We start from the raw sequence: 18,764 nt of genomic DNA, 5'->3' as shown, positions 1-18,764 counted from the left end.
TTAGGCGAACGCGACGTTGTAGATGCCCGCGGCGATGGCGGCGCCGATCAGCGGACCGATCACCGGGACCCAGGCGTAGCTCCAGTCGGAGCCGCCCTTGTTGGGCAGGGGCAGAAGGGCGTGCACGATACGCGGACCGAGGTCACGGGCCGGGTTGATCGCGTAACCGGTCGGACCGCCGAGGGACAGGCCGATCGAGACGACGACGAGCGAGGTGATCAGGGCGCCGAGGGTGCCGAGGCCCTTGCCGCTGTCGTTGAGGCCCTGGGTGAGGACCGCGAGGACCAGCACGATGGTGCCGATGACCTCGGTGGCGACGTTCTGCACCGCGTTGCGGATCTCGGGGCCGGTGGAGAAGATGCCGAGCACGGGGCCGGCGCCGGTCTCACGGGCCTCGACGGCCTTCGCGCTGGTGGTCTCCGCGCCCGGACCGCCGACGATCTCCTTGTCGGTGAGGTGGGCGTGGAACTGGCCGTAGTAGGCGACCCACACCAGCGCGGCGCCGATCATCGCGCCGAGCAGCTGCCCGCCCCAGTAGGTGGGGACCTGGCTCCACTCGATGCCGTCGTCCTTCAGCGCGAGCGCGAGGGTCACGGCCGGGTTCAGATGGGCGCCGGAGAGGGGCGCGGAGGTGTAGACGGCCGTCAGAACGGCAAAACCCCACCCGAAGGTGATGGCGAGCCAACCGGCGTTACGGGCCTTGGAGGCCTTCAGCGTGACGGCGGCGCAGACGCCACCGCCGAGCAGGATGAGTATGGCGGTACCGATGGTCTCGCCGATGAAGATGTCGGAGCTGGACACCCGCGACTCCTTTGTCCTTCGTCCAGGGGAAGGCGGACCCCGGGTCCCATTCCGGGGGTCCGCGCCCTCGGGGGTGAGAGCTGTACCCGGCCCTTGGCGTTGTCACACTCTAGCGCGTATTGCCGGTAGGTGTTCGACAATGCCGACCGATGGACGGGAGTCTTGCTGTGGCGTGAGTGGCTCGTCAAGGGTCCCGTTATCGAAAACCCGATCGTTATCGATCGAACTGGCTTATCGATCTTGCGTCGGCTGCTATACGCGCGCACGCCGGGGCTCAAGCGACCGCGCACGGCGAGGGCCGGGACACGCTCGGTGTCCCGGCCCTCGGAGGATCGGCGGTGGCCGCACGGCAGGCGGCGCCACGCGCACGGCCGCCCGGCGGCGGGTCAGAAGCGGGCGGCGCCCAGGTCCCGCGAGACGGCGCGGGCGCAGTCCCGCACCGCCGCGATCAGCTCGGGACGCAGCTCCCCGTCCCGGCGCAGCCGCTCCACGGCGCCCGTGATGCCGACCGCGCCGACGGGCATGCGCCGGCGGTCGTGGATGGGGGCCGCGATCGAGGCGACGCCTTCCCAGGTCTCCTCGACGTCCGACGCGTACCCGCGGGCGCGGGTGAGGTCGAGGACGCCCTCGAAGGCGTCCAGTTCGCACACGGTCCGCTCGGTGAACGACTTGCGGTCGGTCTCCAGGACCTCGCTGTGCGCCACCGGGTCGTAGGCGGCGAGGACCTTGCCGAGGGCTGTGGAGTGCAGCGGCTGCATGGCCCCTATCTCCAGCACCTGCCGGCTGTCGTCGGGCCGGAAGACGTGGTGCACGATCAGTACGCCCTGCTGGTGCAGCACCCCCAGGTGGACGCTCTCGCCGCTGGAGCGGGCCAGGTCGTCCGTCCACACCAGCGCCCGCGCCCGCAGTTCGTGGACGTCGAGGTAGGTGGTCCCCAGGCGCAGCAGCTCGGCGCCCAGCTGGTACCGCCCGGAGGCGTCGTCCTGCTCGACGAAGCCCTCCTGCTGGAGGGTGCGCAGTATGCCGTGGGCGGTGCCTTTGGCGAGGCCCAGCGACGAGGCGATGTCCGACAGGCCGAGTCGTCGCTCGCCGCCCGCGAGCAATCGCAGCATCGCGGCCGCCCGTTCGAGCGACTGGATGTTCCGTGCCATCGCCGTCCTGCCTCCGTCCCCTTCGACCGCCGCCCGCACATGAACTTCCAACGTTCGGCAATGTCGAACACTACCGGTCGTTGCCGACCTCTCGCTAATGGCCGTCAACACCTTTTCGGCCGAACAGGCCCCAGCGGCGCCCTTCCGGTGCCGGTCCGGTGTCCGTCGGGTGCCGGTCCGGTGTCCGTCCGGTGCGCGTCCCGTGGACGGCCGGTGCCCGAGCGGCGTCCGCCGGTCGTCCGTCGCCCGTCCGTCGTTCGTCCGTCGCCCGTCCGCCGTTCGCCCCTCGCCCGTCCGCCGTTCGTCCGTCGCCCGTCCGTCGTTCGTCCGTCGAGGGAGTAAACCGCACTCGAACGCTCACGCCACGCCGGTCCGCCCCGTGGACGCCCCTGACCCCGCCGGGCGCTCCGGGCTACCCTGACGGCGTGCGCCTTCCACGGGAAGACGCAAAGCCGACAGCCGTCGCACTCCAGGGAGCACCTTCATGGCCTCGTCGCCGAATCCGTCCCCTTCGTCCGCCGCCGCAGGCCGGGCCCGTTCCGACGCCCTCCGCGAGGCCCTCGCCACCCGTGTCGTGGTCGCCGACGGCGCGATGGGCACGATGCTCCAGGCCCAGGACCCCACGCTGGACGACTTCCAGCAGCTGGAGGGCTGCAACGAAGTCCTGAACGTGACCCGCCCCGACATCGTCCGTTCGGTGCACTCCGCGTATTTCGAGGCGGGCGTCGACTGCGTCGAGACCAACACGTTCGGCGCGAACCTCACCGCCCTCGGCGAGTACGACATCCCCGAGCGGGTCGCCGAGCTGTCCGAGGCCGGCGCCCGCATCGCCCGCGAGACCGCCGACGAGTTCGCCGCCCGCGACGGCCGGCAGCGCTGGGTCCTCGGCTCCATCGGCCCCGGCACCAAGCTGCCCACCCTCGGCCACACCACCTTCACCGCCATCCGCGACGCCTACCAGCAGAACGCCGAGGGCCTCCTCGCGGGCGGCGCCGACGCCCTGCTGGTGGAGACCACCCAGGACCTGCTGCAGACCAAGGCGTCCGTTCTCGCCGCCCGCCGCGCCATGGCCACCGCCGGCTACGAGGTCCCGCTGATCGTGTCGGTCACCGTCGAGACCACCGGCACCATGCTCCTCGGCTCCGAGATCGGCGCCGCGCTGACCGCGCTGGAGCCGCTGGGCATCGACATGATCGGCCTGAACTGCGCCACCGGCCCCGCCGAGATGAGCGAGCACCTGCGCTATCTCTCACGCCACTCCCGCGTCCGGCTCTCCTGCATGCCCAACGCCGGCCTGCCCGTGCTCACCAAGGACGGCGCCCACTACCCGCTGACCGCTCCCGAACTGGCCACCGCCCAGGAGAACTTCGTCCGCGAGTACGGCCTCTCCCTCATCGGCGGCTGCTGCGGCACCACCCCCGAGCACCTGCGCCAGGTCGTCGAACGCGTCCGCGACCTCACCCCGCCCGAGCGCCGGCCCCGCCCCGAGCCGGGCGCCGCCTCCCTCTACCAGACCGTCCCGTTCCGCCAGGACACCTCGTACCTGGCCATCGGCGAGCGCACCAACGCCAACGGCTCGAAGAAGTTCCGCGAGGCCATGCTGGAGGGCCGCTGGGACGACTGCGTGGAGATGGCCCGCGACCAGATCCGCGAGGGCGCCCACATGCTCGACCTGTGCGTCGACTACGTGGGCCGCGACGGCGTCGCCGACATGGCCGAACTCGCCGGCCGCTTCGCCACCGCCTCCACCCTGCCCATCGTCCTCGACTCCACCGAGGTCGACGTCATCCAGGCGGGCCTGGAGAAGCTCGGCGGCCGCGCGGTCATCAACTCCGTCAACTACGAGGACGGCGACGGCCCCGAGTCGCGCTTCGCGAAGGTCACCCGGCTCGCCCAGGAGCACGGCGCCGCCCTGATCGCCCTCACCATCGACGAGGAGGGCCAGGCCCGCACCCCTGAGAAGAAGGTCGAGATCGCCGAACGGCTCATCGACGACCTGACCGGCAACTGGGGCATCCACGAGTCGGACATCCTCATCGACACCCTGACCTTCACCATCTGCACCGGTCAGGAGGAGTCCCGCAAGGACGGCATCGCCACCATCGAGGCCATCCGCGAACTCAAGCGCCGCCACCCGGACGTCCAGACCACCCTCGGTCTGTCCAACATTTCCTTCGGCCTCAACCCGGCCGCCCGCATCCTCCTCAACTCGGTCTTCCTCGACGAGTGCGTCAAGGCCGGACTCGACTCGGCGATCGTGCACGCCAGCAAGATCCTGCCCATCGCCCGCTTCGACGAGGAACAGGTCACCACCGCCCTCGACCTCATCTACGACCGCCGCCGCGAGGGCTACGACCCCCTCCAGAAGCTCATGGAGCTCTTCGAGGGCGCCACCGCGAAGTCCCTGAAGGCGGGCAAGGCCGAGGAACTGGCCGCCCTGCCGCTGGAGGAGCGCCTCAAGCGCCGCATCATCGACGGCGAACGCAACGGCCTGGAGGCCGACCTCGACGAGGCGCTCCAGACCCGTGCGGCCCTCGACATCGTCAACGACACCCTCCTCGACGGCATGAAGGTCGTCGGCGAACTCTTCGGCTCCGGCCAGATGCAGCTGCCGTTCGTCCTCCAGTCCGCCGAGGTCATGAAGGCCGCCGTCGCCCACCTCGAACCCCACATGGAGAAGTCGGACGCCGAGGGCAAGGGCACCATCGTCCTCGCCACCGTCCGCGGCGACGTCCACGACATCGGCAAGAACCTCGTCGACATCATCCTGTCCAACAACGGCTACAACGTCGTCAACCTCGGCATCAAGCAGCCGGTCTCCGCGATCCTCGACGCCGCCGAGGAGCACCGCGCCGACGTCATCGGCATGTCCGGGCTCCTGGTCAAGTCCACGGTGATCATGAAGGAGAACCTGGAGGAGCTGAACCAGCGCGGCCTCGCCGCCGACTACCCCGTCATCCTCGGCGGCGCCGCCCTCACCCGCGCCTACGTCGAACATGACCTCCACGAGATCTACGAGGGCGAGGTCCGCTACGCCCGCGACGCCTTCGAGGGCCTGCGCCTGATGGACGCCCTCATCGGCGTCAAGCGCGGTGTGCCGGGTGCCAAGCTGCCCGAACTGAAGCAGCGCCGGGTCCGCGCCACCGCCGCGGTCGTCGAGGAGCGCCCCGAGGAGGGCCACGTCCGCTCCGACGTCGCCACCGACAACCCGGTGCCCACCCCGCCGTTCTGGGGCACCCGGGTCAGCAAGGGCATCCAGCTCAAGGAGTACGCCACCTGGCTCGACGAGGGCGCCCTGTTCAAGGGCCAGTGGGGACTCAAGCAGGCCCGCACCGGCGACGGCCCCAGCTACGAGGAGCTCGTCGAGACCGAGGGCCGGCCCCGGCTGCGCGGTCTGCTGGACCGCCTCCAGACCGAGAACCTCCTCGAAGCGGCCGTCGTCCACGGCTACTTCCCCTGCGTCTCCAAGGACGACGACCTCATCATCCTCGACGACGCCGGCAACGAACGCACCCGCTTCTCCTTCCCCCGCCAGCGCCGCGGCCGCCGCCTGTGCCTCGCCGACTTCTTCCGCCCGGAGGAGTCCGGCGAGACCGATGTCGTCGGCCTCCAGGTCGTCACCGTCGGCTCCCGCATCGGCGAGGAGACCGCCAAGCTCTTCGAGGCCAACGCCTATCGCGACTACCTCGAACTCCACGGCCTGTCCGTGCAGTTGGCCGAGGCGCTCGCCGAGTACTGGCACGCCCGGGTCCGCGCCGAGCTGGGCTTCGGCGGGGAGGACCCCGCCGCCATCGAGGACATGTTCGACCTCAAGTACCGGGGCGCCCGCTTCTCCCTGGGCTACGGCGCCTGCCCCGACCTGGAGGACCGCGCCAAGATCGCCGAGCTGCTGGAGCCCGAGCGCATCGGCGTCCAGCTCTCCGAGGAGTTCCAGCTCCACCCCGAGCAGTCCACCGACGCGATCGTGATCCACCACCCGGAGGCGAAGTACTTCAACGCCCGATAGGCCCATACGGCCAGGGCACCGAGCAGCGCTGCGCCCCCGGCCGGCCCGGGCCAAGGGCGCTTCGCCGCGCGGCGTCGTACAATGGTCGGTCCACCGCAGGCCGGTTCCCCACCCGGGAACCGGCCTGCTCGTCCCACAAGGAGGTGCGCCGGATGACCACGACGATCCCCGCGCTAGGAACCCGGACGGCCGAAGGCTCCGCGCTGCAGGCCGTGCTCCTCGACATGGACGGAACCCTGGTGGACACCGAGGGCTTCTGGTGGGACGTGGAGGTCGAGGTCTTCCGGTCCCTCGGCCACACCCTCGACGAGTCCTGGCGCCATGTCGTGGTCGGCGGCCCCATGAGCCGCAGCGCGGGCTTCCTCATCGAGGCCACCGGCGCCGACATCACCCTCGCCGAACTGTCCGTCCTCCTCAACGACGGCTTCGAGGCACGGATCGGACGGGCCCTGCCGCTGATGCCGGGCGCGGCGAGACTCCTCGCCGAACTCGCCGCGCACGACGTCCCCACCGCCCTGGTCTCCGCCTCCCACCGCCGCATCATCGACCGCGTCCTGACCTCCCTGGGCCCCCAGCACTTCGCCCTGACCGTCGCCGGCGACGAGGTGGAACGCACCAAGCCGTTCCCCGACCCGTACCTGCTGGCCGCCGCGGGGCTGGGCGCCGACCCGGTCCGGTGCGCCGTCATCGAGGACACCGCGACCGGGGTCGCGGCGGCCGAGGCGGCGGGCTGCCATGTGGTCGCCGTGCCCTCCGTGGCCCCCATCACCCCCGCCGCCCGGCGCACCGTCGTCACCTCGCTGGAAGAGGTCGACCTGCCATTCCTGCACGGTCTGATGTCGGGCTGACGACGGAAATGGGCGCGCTCGTGCACCCAGCGTGAACGATTGAAAGCGCAATAAAAAGCCAAGATCATTCACTTCTCATCGGCGGCCGGAATTCAGCCCGGAAAAACCGAATTCCCGCCACCGGGAAGCCCCTTCACCCTGTGACGTTGACCACTCGGGCCCGGCCTCCACGGCCGGGCCCGGCCCGTCCAAACCCCGCTTACAGGGGCGTTCGGCGCATCCAAGTGTCCTGATTGGTGCAGGGTGCACCAAACATTCCACCGGTGCGCTCATCCGTGCGTCCGCACCCGGTTCCACAGCGTGAGGGCAACTCAACTCCGGTGCGCGCGGGCGCCTTACACGGGGCGGGCTAATCTCGACGCGGAAACATCGCCGTACCGCCCGAGACGCGCCCGCACCACCCCGCAGGCACCCGTCCCGGAATTGAGCTCTGGAGAAACTCGAGCATGAACCGCAAGACCCTGGTGCTGCCGGCCGTCCTCGGCCTGCTCGCCCCGGTGATCGCCGCCTGCGGCGCCACCGACGGCGCGAGCAGCGACGGCGACGCGATCGTCGTCGGCACCACCGACCGGTTCACCGCCTCGAAGGAGGCCCCGGCCCCGATCGACCCGGCCTACGCCTACGACGTCGGCACCTGGAACATCCTCCGCCAGACCGTCCAGACCCTCCTCGTCCAGCCCAGCGGCGACGGCGAACCGGAGCCCGAGGCCGCCTCCAGCTGCGGCTTCACCGACACCGGCAGCGAGCGCTACGTCTGCACCCTCCGCGACGGCCTGAAGTTCGCCGACGGCAGCCCCATCACCGCCGAGGACGTCAAGTTCTCCATCGACCGCGCCCGCTCCATCAAGGCCGACAGCGGTGTCTTCGCCCTGCTGTCCACCATCGACCTCGTCGAGACCAAGGGCGACAAGCAGGTCATCTTCCACCTCAACGGCCCCGACGCCACGCTCCCGTACAAGCTGTCCACCCCCGTCGCCGGCATCGTCAACCCCGCCGACTACGACAAGGACAAGCTCCGCGAGGGCTTCAAGGTCGACGGCTCCGGCCCCTACACCCTGGACGCCGAGGTCGAGAACAACGAACTCGTCAAGGCCGTCTTCAGCAAGAACCCCCACTACCGGGGCCACTTGGACCCGAAGAACGACCAGATCGAACTGCGTTCCTTCGCCGACCCCGACGCCATGGGCAGCGCCCTGGAGGACGGCGACATCGACCTGATGACCCGGACCATGACACCGGCGCAGATCGACAAGTACTCCACGTCCGACGACAAGGAGATCGACCTCGTCGAGTCACCCGGCCTGGAGATCCGCTACCTCGCCTTCAACACCGAGGCGTCCCCGGTCAAGAGCACCGCCGTCCGCCGCGCCATGGCCCAGATCATCGACCGCGGCGCACTCGTCTCCAAGGTCTACGGCAGCCAGTCCGAGCCCCTCTTCTCCATCGTCCCGGCGGGCATCACCGGCCACTCCAACTCGTTCTTCAACAAGTACGGCGACCCCAGCGTCTCCAAGGCCACCTCGACCCTGGAGCAGGCCGGCATCACCACCCCGGTCAAGCTGACCCTGCACTACACCACCGACCACTACGGCGCCGCCACGAAGACCGAGTTCGAGGTCCTGAAGAAGCAACTCGACGACAGCGGCCTGTTCGACGTCACCATCAAGGGCGCGCCCTGGTCCACTTTCCGCCCGGCCGAACAGGAAGGCGAGTACGCCGTCTACGGCATGGGCTGGTTCCCGGACTTCCCGGACGCCGACAACTACCTGGCGCCCTTCCTCGACAAGGACAACTTCCTCAACTCGCCGTACGACAACAGCGAGATCCGCAGCAAGCTGATCCCCGAGTCCCGCCGCCAGGCCGACCGGCTCACGGCCTCCGACAGCCTCACCGGCATCCAGGACATCGTCGCCGACGACGTGCCGATCATCCCGCTGTGGCAGGGCAACCAGTACGTCGCGGCCCGAGACGACGTCACCGGCGCCGAGTACGCGCTCAACTCCGCCTCCACACTCCAGCTGTGGCAGCTCGGCCGCGGCATCGGCGACTGACCTTCCGTTCCTGACCCCGCGCGCCGGAACCCGGGGGAGCACCGGCGCGTCCAGACACCCGACGACACAAGGCACTCACACGTGAACATGCGCACCCAGTGGCCCGTCCTGACCATCGCGACAGGGCTGGCCGCCGGCCTGCTGACCGGCTGCGGATCCGAATCCGGGGGAACCGGGGACTCCGCCTCCAACGTGGTGGTGGGGATGTCCGACGACGTCCTGGCCACCGACCCCGCCTCCGGCTACGACCCGGGTTCCTGGCTGCTCTTCAACAACGTCTTCCAGTCGCTGCTGAGCTTCCCCAACGGCGCCACGGAACCCGAGCCGGACCTCGCCGAGGAATGCTCCTTCGCCGGCTCCCAGACCACGGTCTACGAGTGCACCCTGAAGAAGGGCCTGAAGTTCAGCAACGGTGAGGCCCTCACCGCGAAGGACGTCAAGTTCTCCTTCGACCGCATGCTGAAGATCAACGACGAGGCCGGCCCGGCGATCATGTTCCCCATGCTCGACAACGTCGAGACGCCGAACGACACCACCGTCCGCTTCAACCTCAAGTACGCCGACGCCACCTTCCCCAGCAAGATCGCCTCCGGGGCCGGTGCCATCGTCGACGAGAGCTCCTACGACGCCGACGGCCTCCGCAAGGACGGCGAAGCGGTCGGCTCCGGCCCCTACAAGCTGGAGTCCTTCGGCGAGGACGAGGCCGTCTTCTCCGTCAACGACAACTACAAGGGCCCCGCCGACGTCGAGAACGAGGGCATCACCCTCAAGTTCTTCCACGGCAAGCAGGACGCCCTGAAGAAGGCCCTTCTGGAGGGCGAGGTCGACGTCGCCTTCCGCGGACTCAGCGCCGGAGCCATCTCCGACATCGAGACCGACACCTCCACCGCCAGCGGCGTCGAACTCGTCGACGGCACCGGAGCCGAGGTCCAGCACCTGGTCTTCAACATGAACGACCCGGTCACCGGCAAGATCGGCGTGCGCCGCGCCATCGCCCACCTCCTCGACCGCGAGGCCCTCGTGGGCGAGGTCTACCAGGGCACCGCCACCCCGCTCTACTCGATCATCCCGGCGGGCATCACCGGCCACAACACCGCCTTCTTCGACACCTACGGCGCCCGCCCGTCAAAGGCCAAGGCCCAGGCCGCCCTGCGCGCCGACGGGATCACCGACAAGGTCGAACTCACCCTCTGGTCCACGCCGTCCCGCTACGGCCCCTCCACCGACCAGGAGCTGGAGGCCATCGCCAAGCAGCTCAACGACAGCGGTCTGTTCGACGCCAAGGTCAAGTCCGTCGCGTTCGCCCAGTACGAGAAGGACATAGCCGCCGGCAAGTACGGCGTCTACGTCAAGGGCTGGGTCCCGGACTACCCGGACCCCGACAACTTCACCAGCCCCTTCTTCGGCAAGGGCAACGTCCTCGACAACAACTACACCAACAAGACCATCACCGGTCAGCTGCTGCCGAGCACCGCCGCCGAGAGCGACCGCTCCGCCACCGAGCAGGAGTACGCCGAGCTGCAGAACATCGTGGCCGAAGAGGTCCCCCTCCTCCCGATCTGGCAGGCCAAGCAGTACGCCGTCATCCGCGACAACGTCTACGGCCTCGAGTACTGCCTCGACGCGTCCACCGTGTTCCGCTTCTGGGAGATCAGCAAGGGCTGACGGCCGGCCCCGCCGAGCGACCCCGAACGACCTCGCGAACACCCGAGGGCGCCCTCTTCACGAGGAAGAGGGCGCCCTCGGCGCGTCGTTGACCCGGCGCGGGCTACTGGGCCCCGGGACGCACCAGCCCGCTCTCGTACGCGTACACCGCCGCCTGCACCCGGTCCCGCAGCCCCAACTTCGTGAGCACATGCCCCACATGCGTCTTGACCGTGGTCTCGCTGACGAACAGATCGGCGGCGATCTCCGCGTTCGACAGACCCCGCGCCACCAGCTTCAGCACCTCGACCTCACGGTCCGTCAGCGTGTGCAGCGTGTCCGGCACCGGCTCGTCCCCCGACGGCAGATGCTCCGCGTACTTGTCGAGGAGCCGACGCGTGATGCTCGGCGCCAGCATCGCCTCACCGCCCGCGACCACCCGGATCGCCTGCACCAGCTCATGGGCGGGCGCGTCCTTCAACAGGAACCCGCTGGCCCCCGCCCGCAACGCCTCCACCACGTACTCGTCCAGATCGAACGTGGTCAGCACCAGCACCTTCGCCGGACCGTCCCGCCCGGGACCGGTGATCTGACGGGTCGCCTCCACCCCGTCCATCCGGGGCATGCGAATGTCCATCAGAACCACATCGGGCTGCAACGCCCGCACCTGGTCGAGCGCCTGCAGGCCGTCTCCGGCCTCCCCGACGACCGCGAGATCCTGCTCCGCCTCCAGAATCATCCGGAAGCCGGTACGCAGCAGCGGCTGGTCGTCGACCAGTAGGACGCGGATGGCCACGAAAGTCTCCTTCGCTAGTCCGGGCCCATTCTGCCCTGCGCCTCAGCGGGAGACTCCGCCGACCTCACCTGCAAGGGATAGGGCGGGGGAGTACCCCCGAATTCCGGACACACCGCCTGGTGGTCGCACCAGCCGCACAGCTTCGTCGGCCGGGGCCGCCACTCGCCGGTCTCCGTCGCCAGCCGGATCGCCTCCCACAGCGCGAGCAGCTTGCGCTCCACCCGCTCCAGATCCGCCATCACCGGGTCGTACGTCAGCACGTCACCACTGCCCAGGTACACCAGTTGCAGCCGGCGCGGCACCACCCGCTTCAGCCGCCACACCACCAGCGCGTAGAACTTCATCTGGAACAACGCGCCCTCCGCGTACTCGGGCCGCGGCGCCTTCCCCGTCTTGTAGTCGACGATCCGCACCTCGCCCGTCGGCGCCACGTCCACCCGGTCGATGATCCCGCGCAGCCTGAGCCCCGAGTCCAACTCCGTCTCGACGAACAACTCCCGCTCGACCGGCTCCAACCGGGTCGGGTCCTCCAGCGTGAACCAGCGCTCCACCAGCCGCTCGGCCTCCGCCAGCCACCCCGCGAGCCGCTCGCCCTCCGGGTCGTCCGCGAACAGCTCCACGACCTCCGGCCGCGACTCCCGCAGCCGGTCCCACTGCGCCGGCACCAGCGACTTGGCCCTTGGCGCCGTACGCTCCGCCGCCGGCGCGTCGAAGAGCCGCTCCAGCACCGCGTGCACCAGCGTGCCCCGTGTCGCCGCCTCGCTCGGCTTCTCCGGCAGCCGGTCGATCACCCGGAACCGGTACAGCAGCGGACACTGCATGAAGTCACTGGCCCGCGAGGGCGACAACGAGGCGGGGGGCGCCGCCTCCCGCGCGGGGCGCGCGCCCTCTTCGCCGGTGCCGTCCGCCGCGCCGGAGGGGGCGGTGTCGGCGCCGGTGCCGTCGGTGCTGGTTTCCATGACGACAGACCATACGGCCCACCACTGACAGTGACCGCCACGGGGCCGCCGGCGACGGACGCCCACCGGGCCGCACGCCCGGGCCGCCCCCGTCCCGCCGAGAGGCCCGTGTGCCTGCTGCGACGCGGGGAAAACTGAGGGGGTGCCGGGGCGGAACCCAGGACGGCGACCGCATAGCATCGACCACAGACCCTTCCGGCCCTGGACACGGGCGCGGAAGACGCTTCGAACGAGGGGACATCGTGGAGACGAGCGGCGGGAGCGGGCAGCCGCGGTCCGGCAACGACGAGGCGACCGAACACACGGACGACAACGTGACCCACACCGCCGACCCCACCCCCACCGAGGGCACCCCCGCCCCCCGTCGAGACCCGCGGCCCTCGGAGACCCCGGAACACCCCACCGGGCCGCCGAAGACCGACGAACACCCCACCGGGCCGCCGAAGACCGACGAAGCCCCCGGGCAGCCGGCCGCGCCGGAGGATTCCGACCGGCCTGCGCCCACCGACGGCCTCGGGTCCCCCAGCCGCTCAGCGGACGCGGACCGCTCAGGTGACGCCGACTCCGCCGAGGGCGCCGACCCCTCCGGGTTCTCCAGCCGCTCTGGGGATGCCGACCGCCCTGAGGGTGCCGCCCCTGTCGAGGCCGCCGACCGCCTGGGAGGCGCGGCCCCCGTCGAGGGCGCCGACCGTCGAGGGGATGCCGACCGCCCTGAGGGTGCCGCCCCTGTCGAGGCCGCCGACCGCCTGGGAGGCGCTGCCCCCGTCGAGGGCGCCGACCGCCGAGGGGATGCCGACCGCCCCGAGGGCGCCGAACCCGTCGAGGCCGCCGACCGCCCGGAGGACGCGCAACCCGCCGATGACCCCCGGCGGCCCGCCGACGTTCACCCCGCCGATGACCCCCGGCGGCCCGCCGGCGCTCACCCCGCCGACGACCCCCGGCGGCCCGCCGGCTCCCGGCCTCCGGGCGACCCCGCGTCGCTCCGCAAGGAGTCCGCCGCCGGGGCCGAGGACACCGCCGGCACCGCTCGTCCCCATGCCCACGCGGGCGGCCCCAAGCCTCCCGAGCGGCCCAAGGAGCCCGGTGGCGGCATCCTCATGGGGCGGCCCTTCGGCGTACCCGTGTACGTGGCGCCCAGCTGGTTCCTCGTCGCCGCCCTCATCACCTGGGTCTTCGGCGGCCAACTCGACCGCGTCCTGCCCGAACTCGGCGCCCTCCGCTACCTCGTCTCCCTCTTCTTCGCGGTCGCCTTCTACGCCTCCGTCCTCGTCCACGAACTCGCCCACACCATCGCCGCCCTCCGCTTCAAACTCCCCGTACGCCGCATCCAGCTCCAGTTCTTCGGCGGCGTCTCCGAGATCGAGAAGGAGTCCGAGACCCCCGGCCGCGAATTCGTCCTCGCCTTCGTCGGCCCCCTCCTCTCCCTGCTCCTGGCCGGCGTCTTCTACCTCGCCCTCCTCGCCGTGGAACCCGGCACCGTCCCCGGCGTCCTGCTGGCCGGCCTGATGATCTCCAACCTCATCGTCGCCGCCTTCAACCTCCTCCCGGGCCTGCCCCTCGACGGCGGCCGCATGCTCCGCGCCGTCGTCTGGAAGATCACCGGCAAACCCATGACCGGCACCGTCGCAGCCGCCTGGGTCGGCCGCGCCCTCGCCCTGTCCGTCCTCATCGGACTGCCCTGGCTCACCCAGTCCGGCCTCCTCGGCGCGGACGCCACCGACAGCGTCGGCATGGACACCGTCCTCGACGCCCTGCTCGCCGCCATCCTCGCCGCCATCATCTGGACCGGCGCCGGCAACAGCCTCCGCATGGCCCGCCTGCGCGAACACCTCCCCGAACTGCGCGCCCGCGCCCTCACCCGCCGCGCCGTCCCCGTCCAGGCCGACACCCCCCTCTCCGAAGCCCTCCGCCGCGCCAACGACGCCGGCGCCCGCGCCCTCGTCGTCGTCGACGCCGACGGCGAACCCCTCTCCCTCGTCCGTGAGGCCGCCATCGTCGGCGTCCCCGAACACCGCCGTCCCTGGGTCGCCGTCAGCGGCCTCGCCCAGGACCTCACCGACGGCATGCGCGTCTCCGCCGAACTCGCCGGAGAAGAACTCCTCGACGCCCTCCGCGCCACCCCCGCCACCGAGTACCTCGTCGTCGAGGAGACCGGGGAGATCTACGGCGTCCTCTCCGCGGCCGACGTGGAACGCGCCTTCGTCAAGGCCATGGCCAGGCCCTCCTGACCCCCGACAGCCCCCACCCGTCGCGCCCAGCCGTGGTCCGCGGCCCCCGCCGGGACCGGTAGGCTGGTCACATGTCCGAACCGACCGGTGCCGCCCGCCGTCGCGGGCCCTTCAAGGTCGGGGACCAGGTCCAGCTCACCGACCCCAAGGGACGCCACTACACGTTCACGCTCGAAGAGGGAAAGAACTTCCACACCCACAAGGGTTCCTTCCCCCACGACGAGCTGATCGGTGCGCCCGAGGGCAGTGTTGTCCGCACCACGGGGAACGTCGCCTACCTGGCGCTGCGCCCCCTGCTCCCCGACTACGTCCTGTCCATGCCCCGCGGCGCCGCCGTGGTCTACCCCAAGGACGCGGGGCAGATCCTCGCCTTCGCCGACATCTTCCCCGGCGCCCGCGTCGTGGAGGCCGGCGTCGGCTCCGGCTCGCTCAGCAGCTTCCTGCTGCGCGCCATCGGCGACCAGGGCATGCTCCACTCCTACGAGCGCCGCGCGGACTTCGCCGAGATCGCGCAAGCGAACGTGGAGCGCTACTTCGGCGGCCCCCACCCCGCCTGGCAGCTCACCGTCGGCGACCTCCAGGACAACCTGTCCGACACCGACGTCGACCGCGTCATCCTCGACATGCTCGCCCCCTGGGAATGCCTGGAGGCCGTCTCCAAGGCACTCGTCCCCGGCGGCATCCTCTGCTGCTACGTCGCCACCACCACCCAGCTCGCCCGGACCGTCGAGTCCATCCGCGAGATCGGCTGCTTCAACGAGCCGACCGCCTGGGAGACGATGATCCGCAACTGGCACATCGAGGGCCTCGCCGTCCGCCCGGACCACCGCATGATCGGCCACACCGGCTTCCTGCTCACCGCCCGCCGCCTCGCCGACGGCGTCGAGCCCCCCATGCGCCGCCGCCGCCCCGCCAAGGGCGCCTACGGCGAGGACTACGCCGGCCCCAACGCCGACGGCGGCACCGCCCGCTGACCCCGCAGCGAACCCACCCTTGACGTGGCCGAGTTCCCCGCAGCGCCCGGGAACTCGGCCACGGCGCTCTCGCGTTGACGCGCCACCAGAAAGCCCAGCGAACCCCGCACCCCGCCGTTCCGCCCCGCTGTGACGTGTGGCACCATGCGGGTCACCAACCGCCACAGCCCTCTCAGGAGACGCTCCTAGTGCAGCAACCCGCGGTCCCGGAACTGGCGCACGCGCACACCCGCCCGATCCACTGGCTCGCCACGGCCACCGCCCTCGCCGGAGTCGTGGCCCTGTCGTCGGCGCTCCAACCCGACGCGGCGAGAGCCGCCCAGCCCGGCCCGGAGCCCCGCAGAGCCCCGGCCGTGGTCGCCGCCCCCGACCCCGCCGACGTCGAGCTGCCCCTCGACTGCGGACCCGTCGGCGTCGTCACCAAGAAGCAGGCATCCGGAGACCTCGACGGGGACGGCCGACCCGAGACCGTGGCCGTCGTCCACTGCGACGCCACCATGGGCACCCCACCCGACGCCGTCTACGTCCTCACCCGCTCCACCGACGCCGCACGACCCCGGGTCGTCGCCACCCTCGTGGCGCCCAAGGACCGCAACACCGTCTCCGACTTCGCCGTCCGTGACGGAGCCGTCACGGCCACCCTGCACGGCTACTCCTCGCGCCAGGTGCCCAATTGCTGCCCCGACGTCACCGACGACATCGAATGGCACTGGCGCGACGGGGCGTTCGTACGCTCGGCCCCCGCAGGCAGCCAAAGCGTGTGACACCCCGCCCAACCGGACGAGATCACCCGGGAAACCCCGTGTGAGAAAGCAGACACGGCATGACGTGGAGTGGCCGCCCTGTCACTCCGCGTCCGGGCCGTACACCTCGACGCTGTCCGAAACCCGACGCACGTGGATGCACTCACCCGGACACTCCTTCGCCGAGTCCACCACATCCGCCAGCAACGGCAGCGGAACCGGCGTCGTCGCCCCAGGGGCCTGCAGCAACTCGTCGTCCACGCTCTTCACATACGCCAGCCCGTCGATGTCCAGCTCGAACACCTCGGGCGCGTACTGCGCGCAAATACCGTCACCGGTGCACAGGTCCTGGTCGATCCAGACCTCGAGCGCCTCGCCCACGGTCCCGGACTCCTGCCGCACGGTCATCTCTCCTGCCATTCCTCTCGTCGCGCCGGTCGGGAACCATGCAGGCCCTGACGGGTGTTGAACACTTCGACCCTACCCGGACCGGCTTTCCAATCATGTTCCGTGGGTATTCCCCTGGCGTGAGGGAGAGCGCAAGGGTGAAGATCGGACACACCCCGACCGTCTTTGTGATCTAGGGGTTTCAATCGACACCCACCCAGGTAGGGTCTGGAAGCGTCCAGCTCCCCTTGGAGGAGGTGAGGACCGTGGCAGCCCACGACGACGACATGAACCGCGGCATCCGCCCGGGACGAGGGTCCGACGACCCGGCCGGGCAGATTGCCTACCTTGAGCAGGAGATCGCCGTCCTGCGACGCAAGCTCGCCGACTCTCCGCGACACACGAGGATTCTCGAAGAGCGGATCGTCGAGCTGCAGACCAACCTGGCCGGCGTGTCCGCGCAGAACGAGCGGCTCGCCAACACGCTCCGTGAGGCCCGCGACCAGATCGTGGCCCTCAAGGAAGAAGTCGACCGGCTCGCACAGCCCCCGGCCGGCTTCGGTGTCTTCCTCACGGCGAACGAGGACGGCACGGCCGACATCTTCACCGGAGGCCGAAAGCTCCGCGTGAACGTCAGCCCCAGCGTGGACCTGGAAGAGCTCAGGCGCGGCCAGGAAGTCATGCTCAACGAAGCGCTCAACGTGGTCGAAGCCATGGAGTTCGAGCGCGTCGGGGACATCGTCACCCTCAAGGAGATCCTCGAGGACGGCGAGCGCGCCCTGGTGCTCGGGCACACCGACGAGGAACGGGTGGTACGGCTCGCCGAGCCGCTGCTGGACGTCACCATCCGCCCCGGCGACGCCCTGCTGCTCGAACCCCGCTCCGGCTACGTCTACGAGATCGTCCCCAAGAGCGAGGTCGAGGAACTCGTCCTCGAAGAGGTCCCGGACATCGGCTACGAGCAGATCGGTGGCCTCGGCGGCCAGATCGAGGCCATCCGCGACGCGGTCGAGCTCCCGTACCTCTACCCCGACCTCTTCAAGGAGCACGAGCTGAGGCCGCCCAAGGGCGTCCTCCTCTACGGGCCCCCCGGATGCGGCAAGACGCTCATCGCCAAGGCCGTGGCGAACTCCCTCGCCAAGAAGGTCGCGGAAGTGACCGGCCAGGCCGCCGGCAAGAGCTTCTTCCTCAACATCAAGGGACCCGAGCTCCTCAACAAGTACGTCGGCGAGACCGAGCGGCAGATCCGCCTCGTCTTCCAGCGAGCCAGGGAGAAGGCCAGCGAGGGCACCCCCGTCATCGTCTTCTTCGACGAAATGGAATCCCTCTTCCGCACCCGCGGATCCGGTGTCAGCTCGGACGTGGAGAACACCATCGTCCCCCAGCTGCTCGCCGAGATCGACGGCGTGGAGGGCCTCCAGAACGTGGTCGTCATCGGCGCCTCCAACCGCGAGGACATGATCGACCCCGCCATCCTGCGCCCCGGCCGACTCGACGTGAAGATCAAGATCGAGCGTCCCGACGCCGAGGCCGCCAAGGACATCTTCGGCAAGTACCTCACCGAGCGCCTCCCGCTGCACTCCGACGACCTCGGCGAGCACGGCGGCAGCAAGGCCACCACCGTCCAGAGCATGATCCAGACGGCAGTGGAACACATGTACGCCGAATCCGAGGAGAACCGCTTCCTGGAAGTCACCTACGCCAACGGAGACAAGGAAGTCCTCTACTTCAAGGACTTCAACAGCGGCGCCATGATCGAGAACATCGTCGGCCGCGCCAAGAAGATGGCGATCAAGGACTTCCTCGAAAAGAACCAGAAGGGCCTCCGCGTCTCCCACCTCCTCCAGGCATGCGTGGACGAGTTCAAGGAGAACGAGGACCTGCCCAACACCACCAACCCGGACGACTGGGCCCGAATCTCCGGAAAGAAGGGCGAACGGATCGTCTACATCCGTACCCTGATCACCGGAAAGCAGGGTGCCGACACCGGACGCTCCATCGACACGGTGGCGAACACCGGACAGTACCTGTAAAAGACAGGGCGGCTGCGGGTGCCCTCAGTGGGTACCCGCAGCCGACTGTTTTTCGGGTCACGGCTGGAGCAGTCAATGACGCAAATGATCTCCCCACCAGCGCGAAGCCGTTCTAGGCTCGTTCGTACCGCCGAGTCGCGCAG

General features: G+C 70.1%; 13 protein-coding genes. 8 read left to right on the top strand and 5 right to left on the bottom strand.

All coding sequences use genetic code 11. From position 1 onward, the window contains the following. Positions 1–801 carry an MIP/aquaporin family protein gene (locus tag ACZ4Z2_RS18015; protein WP_468077035.1) on the bottom strand — a complete coding sequence of 267 codons (801 nt, stop codon included), beginning with the start codon at positions 799–801 and terminating at the stop codon, positions 1–3. A gap of 386 nt (positions 802–1,187) precedes the next feature. After that, positions 1,188–1,952: an IclR family transcriptional regulator gene (locus ACZ4Z2_RS18010; protein ID WP_468077033.1), complete on the bottom strand. Its 765-nt coding sequence runs from the start codon at positions 1,950–1,952 to the stop codon at positions 1,188–1,190. Between the two features lie 484 nt (positions 1,953–2,436). On the opposite strand from ACZ4Z2_RS18010, the gene metH reads away from it, so the two are divergent. The 4 genes from metH (at position 2,437) to ACZ4Z2_RS17990 (ending at position 10,522) form a co-directional block, all read left to right on the top strand. Next, positions 2,437–5,958 carry a methionine synthase gene (gene metH, locus ACZ4Z2_RS18005; protein WP_468077031.1) on the top strand — a complete coding sequence of 1,174 codons (3,522 nt, stop codon included), beginning with the start codon at positions 2,437–2,439 and terminating at the stop codon, positions 5,956–5,958. 152 nt (positions 5,959–6,110) lie between these two features. Then, positions 6,111–6,806 carry an HAD family hydrolase gene (locus tag ACZ4Z2_RS18000; protein WP_468077029.1) on the top strand — a complete coding sequence of 232 codons (696 nt, stop codon included), beginning with the start codon at positions 6,111–6,113 and terminating at the stop codon, positions 6,804–6,806. A 446-nt stretch (positions 6,807–7,252) separates the two neighbouring features. Beyond that, positions 7,253–8,857, top strand: a complete 1,605-nt coding sequence (locus ACZ4Z2_RS17995; RefSeq protein ID WP_468077027.1) for an ABC transporter substrate-binding protein — start codon at positions 7,253–7,255, stop codon at positions 8,855–8,857. Positions 8,858–8,938: 81 nt separating this feature from the next. Then, positions 8,939–10,522, top strand: coding sequence for an ABC transporter substrate-binding protein (locus ACZ4Z2_RS17990; protein WP_468077025.1), 1,584 nt, complete (start codon positions 8,939–8,941; stop codon positions 10,520–10,522). Positions 10,523–10,625: 103 nt separating this feature from the next. Here the strand turns inward: ACZ4Z2_RS17990 and ACZ4Z2_RS17985 are convergent, their stop codons facing one another. Continuing rightward, positions 10,626–11,297: a response regulator gene (locus tag ACZ4Z2_RS17985; RefSeq protein WP_055523022.1), complete on the bottom strand. Its 672-nt coding sequence runs from the start codon at positions 11,295–11,297 to the stop codon at positions 10,626–10,628. A 14-nt stretch (positions 11,298–11,311) separates the two neighbouring features. Next, a complete protein-coding gene (locus ACZ4Z2_RS17980; protein ID WP_468077023.1) occupies positions 11,312–12,256 on the bottom strand; it encodes a RecB family exonuclease in 945 nt (314 codons plus the stop codon). 656 nt (positions 12,257–12,912) lie between these two features. On the opposite strand from ACZ4Z2_RS17980, the gene ACZ4Z2_RS17975 reads away from it, so the two are divergent. The 3 genes from ACZ4Z2_RS17975 (at position 12,913) to ACZ4Z2_RS17965 (ending at position 16,222) form a co-directional block, all read left to right on the top strand. Then, positions 12,913–14,484 carry a site-2 protease family protein gene (locus ACZ4Z2_RS17975; protein ID WP_468077110.1) on the top strand — a complete coding sequence of 524 codons (1,572 nt, stop codon included), beginning with the start codon at positions 12,913–12,915 and terminating at the stop codon, positions 14,482–14,484. A gap of 71 nt (positions 14,485–14,555) precedes the next feature. Continuing rightward, positions 14,556–15,458, top strand: coding sequence for a tRNA (adenine-N1)-methyltransferase (locus ACZ4Z2_RS17970; RefSeq protein WP_149823246.1), 903 nt, complete (start codon positions 14,556–14,558; stop codon positions 15,456–15,458). A 188-nt stretch (positions 15,459–15,646) separates the two neighbouring features. After that, complete coding sequence (locus tag ACZ4Z2_RS17965) at positions 15,647–16,222, top strand: hypothetical protein (protein ID WP_468077021.1); 576 nt, start codon at positions 15,647–15,649, stop codon at positions 16,220–16,222. A gap of 81 nt (positions 16,223–16,303) precedes the next feature. Here the strand turns inward: ACZ4Z2_RS17965 and ACZ4Z2_RS17960 are convergent, their stop codons facing one another. Then, entirely contained in the window at positions 16,304–16,609 is a 306-nt protein-coding gene (locus tag ACZ4Z2_RS17960; protein ID WP_468077019.1) for a ferredoxin, read from the bottom strand. A 245-nt stretch (positions 16,610–16,854) separates the two neighbouring features. Between ACZ4Z2_RS17960 and arc the strand changes: the two genes are divergently transcribed. After that, positions 16,855–18,621: a proteasome ATPase gene (arc, locus tag ACZ4Z2_RS17955; RefSeq protein ID WP_055716078.1), complete on the top strand. Its 1,767-nt coding sequence runs from the start codon at positions 16,855–16,857 to the stop codon at positions 18,619–18,621. Positions 18,622–18,764: the final 143 nt, after the last annotated feature.

This window comes from Streptomyces sp. NPDC030183 (genome assembly GCF_055573455.1).
This window is presented reverse-complemented; position numbering and strand designations above follow the sequence as displayed.